We start from the raw sequence: 6,970 nt of genomic DNA, 5'->3' as shown, positions 1-6,970 counted from the left end.
TATTGGCTGCTGCGCGGGGATGCCGAGCTGACCACGCTGGAGCTTGATTGCGGCGACAGTTTTTCCTCGCTGATCGATTTTGGCTGCGAGCAGGCGGGCGGACGTCCGCTGATGCCGGAATCGCGCGAAGCGGCCATGCGCTTCTGGAACCGGTCCGTCGCCTGGGGGCGCCCCTTCGGCGCTCAATCCTCGATCCTGGCGCAACGTCGTCTGCAGGCGCATCTGGTTGATTGCCCGGTGACCCAGGACAGCCTGGCGCGCATCGCGCGTGACCCTGAAAGCCGCCTGGCGGACGTGATCGGGCTCAATCTGCGACAGGCGGCCTTGTCCGCTTTGGGCTATTACAACGGCTCGATCGATGGAGCCTATGGGGCGGAGACCCGCCGGGCCGTGCGCGCCTTCCAGCGTGAGCTCGGCTATGATGAAACCGCGTCACTGACCCCGCGCCAGACCGCCCAGCTGATGTGTCATGCGGCCCAGACCGCGCGCGATCCCGGCGTTCAGAACGTCCTGGGTATCATGCATGCCGTGGGGCTTGGGGTGGTGCAGAATACCGACCTGGCGCTTGAATGGCTGGAGATGGCGGCGGTGCGCGGCGACGCGGACGCCAATTTCAATCTGGCGGTCATTTACGGCACGGGGGCCGTGTTCGGCTCGTATCGCTTGTGCGCCATCGTTGAGAACCCTGAACGCGCTGACGCCTATCTGCGTGATGCGGCTGAACTGGGTCATGGCCTGGCCCGGCGCTTCCGTTCAACGCCCGAACTGTCGAGCGCGCCGAATGCGCATGTGCGATGGGCCCGGATCCGCGAAGAAATCGAAGAAGAAGCCATGTCCGAGCCCGGTCGGGGCGCCCGGGCGATGGAAATTTTGCGCAACGCCATGCGCGCCCGCGTTCCGCCGGCTGACGCCGGATGCCTGGACGCCAATGCGAGCCGATGACCGGCGAGATCAAGAGGACAGGACTGATGCGCAATTCAATCTTACTCAGCGTGCTGATCAGCGCCGCCGCGCTCGCAGGCTGCACGACCGAGCCTGGTTACATCCCGCCAGTGGACCCGTATTACCCGCCGACCAGCGCGCCGGTGGAGGCCACGGCGGACGCCATCGCGCTCGATACCGCCTTGCAGGTCTGCGAAGTGGAGTCCCTGCGCGCTCAGCGTGATGAGCGCATTGAGTCTGCGCGTGCGCTTCTGATCACCGGCTATGCCTCGGGCGGGGATGTGAACGAGCGCTGGGAGGACCGCGAAGGCACGCTTCGTGTGGACCAGCCGCCCTCAGGGCCACAAACCGAGCGTACGGAAATGCTGCGGGCTTTCGAGCTGGATCTGGACGCCGCCTATCGGTTCGCAGCGGGCTCTTGCCGCGCCTATTCCGCCTGCATGCATCAGCGCGATTACGAGGAACGCGATTGCGTGGCCTCGCTGAATTCGTGGGAGCGAGCGCAGGATCGCTTCACGGACGTTTCATTGTCCCTGGCGGAAATCCGAGCCGATATTGCGGCGCCAGCGCGTTATCATGGCGCCCATGGGCATGACCGGTATGAGCGCCGCCATGCTCGGCCGCGCCGGGATCGGGATTGCGAAGGCGTGATCGCGGACTTGTTCACGACGGACGCCTGCGACCGCCAGCACTAGGCTCGAGCGCTCTAGCGCACCTGATAGGGTTCGACAGAACGCACCACCATGGAATACGCGGTGGCGGCGAGGTCGGTGTCCACGCGTTCGATCTCCATGCGGCCTTCCACCCAGACCGGCTCCCACAGGCTGTCGAAACGGACGGGCTCCAGCGCGCGCAAATACACGATCTGATTGGGCGGCGGTGGCGGGACGTGTACGCAGGCTCCATGATAGGGCAGCAGCAAAAATTCCTGCGCTGATCCGTTCTCGGAGAAATCGAGGGGCAGGATATAGCCGGGCATCCTGACGACGAGCCCATCCAGGTCTTCGACAATATTGAAGGTGCCGATCTGGCCCTCAATGGTGCTTTGTTCTCCCAGCTGGCTCATCAAGGACGGGTCGGCGCGGCCTTCAGTGAGCGCCTCCAGCGCTTCCAGGTCGGAATCCGGCAGCAAATCGCGCCACACCAGCAGTTCTGCTTCAGCATTGGGGTCAACCGCCACCAATCCCGAAATGCTCTCGACACGTTCTGTGGGCTCTGCGCCGCAAGCTGTGAGGGCGAGAAGGGTGAGAAGGCTCAGACCAGATATGCGCAGCATGAGGGCAAGGCTCCAGTAAACGGCATTGGCGTCTCAAGAACTGTCAGAGCGAAATGCACGCAGTTTTAAGAACTTCCTGTCATAAACATACCTAAGAGCCGTGAGAAGCGGTCCTGGAGGTGGCTTGATGGGTCAATTTAACCCGGCGGACGACATTCAAACACACGATACCGCGCAACGCGCCAGACAGGCGCAGTATGAGCTGGTGTCCAAAGGCGCACTTCGCGCTGTTCCGCTGAACATCGTCAATGCGCTGCTGCTGACAGCGATCATCCATCCTTATGTGGCGCCGGTCGTGTTCTGGCCCTGGCTGGCCGTGCTGTGCATCGGCCCGGTCTTGCGCTTTTCAGCCATGTTTCGGGCGCGCAAGGCGGATCGTGCGCCGAATGACGCCGAGATGTATCTGTATATCGCCTTGTCCGGCGTGGTCGGGGTGGCGTGGGGGACGACGCCGCTCATCCTGTCAAACGCAGCGCCGTCTCTGGTCGCCCAGATCGTTGGCCTTGTGATCGCCGGCATGGCGGCGGGCGCCGTTCTGACCTCTGCGGGCGAACGACGGGTCATTCTGTCTTACGCCGGTCCGGCGCTTGGATTATGGGCGGTATCGCTGATCAACGTTGATCCTTTGATCGGCTCGTTCGGCGCCATGATGCTGCTTGGCTTTCTGGCCGGCATCACCATGCTGGCCAAGACATATGCCGAGACCTTGAAGGAATCGGTCGCCGCAACCGTCGCTCTGGAAAGCGCCAACACGAAAACCCTTGAACAGGCCGCGGCTCTGGCGCGGCTCGCCGAACATAATGACCAGGCGGCTCGCAAGGCGGAAGAAACGGCGCGCGCAAGCGCGGTCATGCTCGCCAATATGGGTCACGAACTGCGCTCGCCGCTCAACGGCGTCCTCGGCATGGCTCAATTGCTCAACAAGACCTCATTGACCGATGAGCAGGCGCTGATGGTCTCCGGGCTTCTTGAGAGCGGTGAAAACCTTGAAGGCCTGATCAATACTGTTCTCGAGGTGTCGCGCATTGATGCGGGCCGTATGGAGCTGGTGGTCGAGGACCTCACGGCCAGCGATCTCGCTGACCGTCTGCGTCGTGAACACAAACCGCACGCTTTGGCCAAGAAACTGGATCTGAACATTGAGCTGGAAGGCGATGCCGAGCGCACGCTGCGCGCTGATGGCGGTGCATATGTGCAGAATTGTGACCGGCAATGCGATCCGCTTCACCGATTCTGGTGGCGTGACGATCCGGCTGAGCGCCGGTGAGGCCAGCAATGCGAGCTCTTCCCTGCGTGTTGAGGTTTGCGATACCGGATCCGGCGTGCCTGAGAGTTCGCGAGAGCAGCTGTTCATCGCCATGGGACGCGACACCATTGATCCAAACATCAAACAGGCGGGCACCGGACTGGGGCTGCATCTGGTGCGTAAACTCGCTGAGATGATGCACGGCGATGTGGGGTATGCGCCCGCCGAAGACGGGACTGGCTCGATTTTCTGGTTCGAGGTGAAGCTGCGTCACTCCGCAAAAGCGGATCGCTTCGCCGATGGCGAACAGATGTCGGTGTCCAGCCGCCGCTTGCGTGTTCTGGTCGGTGAAAGTGAACCCGCATTGCGGTCTGTGCTGCTGGGCTATCTCAAATCATTCAACTGCGTGGTCACTTGTTCCAGCAATGGCTCGGAGCTTTTGGATGCGCTGAGTGCTTCGGCCTATGACGCGGTCATTCTGGGCCATGAGTTGACGGACACAGCCCCTGAAGACGCCGCTGCTGACGTGCGCGCCTTGCCGTCCACAGCCGCGATGACGCCGGTATTGCGCCTTGTGGAAGGCTTGGATACGCCGCTGCGGGTGAATGCGATGGAGACGCTGATACGCTCACCGGTCACCGCTGAGGTGCTGATGGAGGGGCTCAAGCAAGCGCTCGCCAACGATCCGATCGCTAACGCCCAGCTCTACCGGATCGCCTGATCGCGCAAGCGCAGGGTCAGGAAGTCTGCTCAATAACCCAGTTCTGAAAGCTTTCCGCGCTGAGTGCGCTGTTCACGTCGAGCGCCAGAATGCAGGGTTCGTCATACGGGTGCAGCGCGCTGATCTCCGCCCGGGCCTGACGCGCAGAGGCGCTTGAAGTCTTGAACAGAGCGATGATTTCACGCTCGCTCTGCACCTCGTCCTCCCAGCGATAGATGGATTGGCTCCTGCCCAGAATATTCGCGCAGGCGATCAGGCCTTGCTCGAGTAACCGGTGCGCGGCGCGCGTCACGCTCTCCTCGTCAGGCCAGGTCGTGTAAAGCAGGCAAATCGTGGGGGCGGTATCGGGCATGGATGTGATCCTTGCAGGCGCGGCTCATAAGCAAGATATACTGGCTACATGGATACACGCTCTTCTTCAAACGCGGCTCTGGTGCTGTTTTCCGGCGGACAGGATTCCGCCACCTGCCTCGCCTGGGCGCTCAGCCGGTATGAGCGGGTGGAGACGATCGGTTTTGATTATGGCCAGCGCCATGATGTGGAACTGACCGCGAGACAGAAGGTGCGCGCCGCCATGCTCGACGCGTTCCCCGATTGGGCGGACCGGCTGGGCGAGGACCGGCTTGTGGATTTGTCAGGGTATGGCGCGCTCGCTGAAAGCGCGCTGACCGCGGACATGGAAATCGTCATGACCGAGGCGGGCCTGCCCTCAACCTTCGTGCCGGGGCGCAATCTCGTCTTCCTCACCGTCGCCGCAGCGCTCGCCTATCGCCGCGGCGTCGACGTATTGGTGGGCGGCATGTGCCAGACCGATTATTCAGGTTATCCCGACTGCCGCGAAGACACGATCCAGACCCAGGCGAAAGCGTTGGGGCTGGGGCTTGATCGGCCGACAATGGTTGAGACTCCGCTCATGCATCTGGACAAGGCCCAGACCTGGGCGCTCGCCCATGAGCTGGGCAGGGAGACGCTCGTCAATCTGATCGTTGAGCATAGCCATACCTGTTATCGCGGCGAACGCGGCCAGCGTCATGATTGGGGCTATGGCTGTGATGACTGCCCGGCGTGCGAGCTGCGCAAGACCGGCTGGATCACATGGCGCGAAGGCGCGACAGGCGAATGACCTATTCCGTCAAGGAAATGTTCCTGACCGTTCAGGGCGAGGGCGGCCAGACAGGGCGCCCGGCGGTGTTCCTGCGCTTTGCGGGCTGCAATCTCTGGAGCGGGCTGGAACGCGATCGCGCCAGCGCCATCTGCCAGTTCTGCGACACGGATTTTGTGGGCGTCGACGGGGTGAATGGCGGCAAGTTCAAGACCGCCGAGGCGCTGGCGGAAGCCGTCGCCAGTCTGTGGCCGGGCGGGGGCGAGCCCTATGTGGTCTGCACGGGCGGCGAACCGTTGCTGCAGCTCGACGCTCCCCTGATCGACGCTCTGCACAAGTCCGGGTTCAAGATTGCGGTTGAGACCAACGGCACCATCAAGGCGCCCGAAGGCATCGACTGGGTCTGCGTCAGCCCGAAATCCACCGCTCCGCTCAAGCAACTCACGGGCGATGAGCTCAAGCTCGTCTATCCCCAGCCTGAGGCCATGCCCGAGCTGTTCGAGCATCTCGATTTCAGGCAATTCCGGCTTCAGCCCATGGATGGACCAAGGCAGGCGGAAAACGCGCTAGCCGCGTTTGAGTATTGCCTCAAGCATCCCAAATGGATGCTCAGCCTGCAGACTCACAAATGGATCAATGTGCCCTAGGCGGGCGTCTGTTCGCACAGCTCGGTGACGAATTTGTCCTCGGGCGCGGTCTTGCCGGGCGTGACGATATCCACAGCGCCGCCCACCACCTTGCCGGCGGTTCCCACCACGGCGCCGGTTGCGCCCACCGCGAGATCGGCGGTTTGCACCACGATGCAGCCAGGCGTCAGCATCAGCGTGGCGAGGGCGAACATCACAAGGGCAGGGCGCGACATGGCGAACTCCAGAAAGCTTCGGGGAGCCCGTCGCTCCCCGAAGCTTTCTGTTTAGTCCTTGGCGCTTAAGGCCGGGTGAAGATGGCGGTGGAGTCTAAAGGCTGTCCACCAGAACGATTTCGGCGTCTTCGATCGCTTTGATCTCGAGGCTCGGCTCATCGACGATCGCGGCGCCGTCGCGCGGCCCCAGCGTCTCACCATTGACGATGGCTGCGCCCTTGGCGAGCGCGAGATAAGCGTGACGGCCCGGTTCCAGCGCATAGCTTGCCGACTGACCAGACTTGAGCGTGCCGCCCAGAACCCGCGCATCGGCTCGGATGGGAAGGGCGTCGTCATCACCCTTGCGGCCAGAAGCCAGCACAATCAGCTCGCCCGCCCGATCATTCTTTGGAAAGCTGCGGCTGTCCCAAAAGGGCTCGCCGCCGCGTTCATCGGGCATGATCCAGATCTGGAAGATCCGGGTCAGCTCGTTTTCGCGATTGTACTCGGCGTGGCGAATGCCTTTGCCCGCACTCATCACCTGAACATCGCCCGCCACCGTACGGCCCTTATTGCCCAGGCTGTCCTGGTGGGTGATGGCGCCGTCACGCACATAGGTGATGATTTCCATCTCTGCGTGGGGATGCGGGGGAAACCCCGTGCCCGGCTGGATCTCATCATCGTTCCAGACCCGCAACGCGCCCCAGCCCATACGCTTGGGATTGTGGTAAGAGCCGAAGCTGAAATGGTGCTTTGCGTTCAGCCAGTCGAACCGGAACGCGCCCAGATCTTCAAAACGTCGAACATCAATCATGACGAACCTCCTTAGCTCGCTCGTGTTG

The 6,970-nt window shown here is 62.4% G+C and carries 10 protein-coding genes; 6 read left to right on the top strand and 4 right to left on the bottom strand.

Annotation, left to right across the window (positions count from 1 at the left end):
- Both B3M53_RS13605 and B3M53_RS13600 read left to right on the top strand, forming a co-directional pair.
- The coding region (locus B3M53_RS13605) for a peptidoglycan-binding protein (protein WP_286800647.1) at positions 1 to 942 on the top strand (942 nt) is incomplete at its 5' end.
- Between the two features lie 26 nt (positions 943 to 968).
- Positions 969 to 1,637, top strand: coding sequence for a hypothetical protein (locus B3M53_RS13600; protein ID WP_286800644.1), 669 nt, complete (start codon positions 969 to 971; stop codon positions 1,635 to 1,637).
- A gap of 11 nt (positions 1,638 to 1,648) precedes the next feature.
- On the opposite strand, the gene B3M53_RS13595 is transcribed toward B3M53_RS13600, so the two are convergent.
- Positions 1,649 to 2,218 (bottom strand): DUF3299 domain-containing protein, encoded by a 570-nt coding sequence (locus B3M53_RS13595; RefSeq protein WP_286800642.1) that lies wholly within the window; start codon positions 2,216 to 2,218, stop codon positions 1,649 to 1,651.
- A gap of 127 nt (positions 2,219 to 2,345) precedes the next feature.
- Between B3M53_RS13595 and B3M53_RS13590 the strand changes: the two genes are divergently transcribed.
- Both B3M53_RS13590 and B3M53_RS13585 read left to right on the top strand, forming a co-directional pair.
- Positions 2,346 to 3,485 carry a sensor histidine kinase gene (locus B3M53_RS13590; RefSeq protein ID WP_286800640.1) on the top strand — a complete coding sequence of 380 codons (1,140 nt, stop codon included), beginning with the start codon at positions 2,346 to 2,348 and terminating at the stop codon, positions 3,483 to 3,485.
- Positions 3,409 to 4,185 (top strand): ATP-binding protein, encoded by a 777-nt coding sequence (locus B3M53_RS13585; protein WP_286800637.1) that lies wholly within the window; start codon positions 3,409 to 3,411, stop codon positions 4,183 to 4,185. Before B3M53_RS13590 ends, B3M53_RS13585 begins: the two co-directional genes overlap by 77 nt.
- Positions 4,186 to 4,201: 16 nt before the next feature.
- Here B3M53_RS13585 and cutA read toward each other — a convergent pair whose 3' ends face one another.
- Complete coding sequence (gene cutA / locus B3M53_RS13580; RefSeq protein WP_286800635.1) at positions 4,202 to 4,537, bottom strand: divalent-cation tolerance protein CutA; 336 nt, start codon at positions 4,535 to 4,537, stop codon at positions 4,202 to 4,204.
- A 48-nt stretch (positions 4,538 to 4,585) separates the two neighbouring features.
- Here cutA and queC point away from each other — a divergent pair, with 48 nt between their 5' ends.
- Positions 4,586 to 5,308, top strand: a complete 723-nt coding sequence (queC, locus tag B3M53_RS13575; protein ID WP_286800633.1) for a 7-cyano-7-deazaguanine synthase QueC — start codon at positions 4,586 to 4,588, stop codon at positions 5,306 to 5,308.
- Complete coding sequence (queE, locus tag B3M53_RS13570; protein WP_286800632.1) at positions 5,305 to 5,934, top strand: 7-carboxy-7-deazaguanine synthase; 630 nt, start codon at positions 5,305 to 5,307, stop codon at positions 5,932 to 5,934. The genes queC and queE overlap by 4 nt, the downstream gene beginning before the upstream one ends.
- Here the strand turns inward: queE and B3M53_RS13565 are convergent.
- A complete protein-coding gene (locus tag B3M53_RS13565; protein ID WP_286800631.1) occupies positions 5,931 to 6,149 on the bottom strand; it encodes a hypothetical protein in 219 nt (72 codons plus the stop codon). The two genes, queE and B3M53_RS13565, sit on opposite strands and share 4 nt — an antisense overlap.
- 94 nt (positions 6,150 to 6,243) lie before the next feature.
- Positions 6,244 to 6,942, bottom strand: coding sequence for a pirin family protein (locus B3M53_RS13560; RefSeq protein WP_286800630.1), 699 nt, complete (start codon positions 6,940 to 6,942; stop codon positions 6,244 to 6,246).
- Between the last annotated feature and the right edge of the window lie 28 nt (positions 6,943 to 6,970).

The organism is Oceanicaulis sp. UBA2681 (assembly GCF_002354675.1).
Classification (GTDB): domain Bacteria; phylum Pseudomonadota; class Alphaproteobacteria; order Caulobacterales; family Maricaulaceae; genus Oceanicaulis; species Oceanicaulis alexandrii.
This window is presented reverse-complemented; position numbering and strand designations above follow the sequence as displayed.